Annotated in this window: 1 protein-coding gene; it reads left to right on the top strand. The window is 48.4% G+C overall.

From position 1 onward, the window contains the following. Nucleotides 1-192 (top strand): hypothetical protein (locus R0J87_RS23175; protein WP_498889307.1); only part of this gene is annotated, 192 nt, incomplete at its 5' end. Nucleotides 193-248: the final 56 nt, after the last annotated feature.

Here is a 248-nt window from a genome sequence, read left to right as displayed (position 1 = left end):
CAGCGCACCAAAAATGATGGCAATAATCCAACCCGCTGTCATAAATACTCCCTTATGTTAATGCCTATAATCGTATTTCAGGTTCAGCGTAGCGCCAATTTGATGCTCAGCCGTAGTGTCCAATCTACTCCTTGTGACACACAATCACCAAAAAGAAAAAGCCGCCTGTTCAAAGGCGGCTCAGTCATTTAGTGGCTCACTGCCATCGCTTGCTGTTGATCCGTCTGCGGCGGCAGACGATAACGCCC

Source organism: Halomonas sp. SIMBA_159 (genome assembly GCF_046536035.1).
GTDB lineage: Bacteria > Pseudomonadota > Gammaproteobacteria > Pseudomonadales > Halomonadaceae > Vreelandella > Vreelandella venusta_A.
This window is presented reverse-complemented; position numbering and strand designations above follow the sequence as displayed.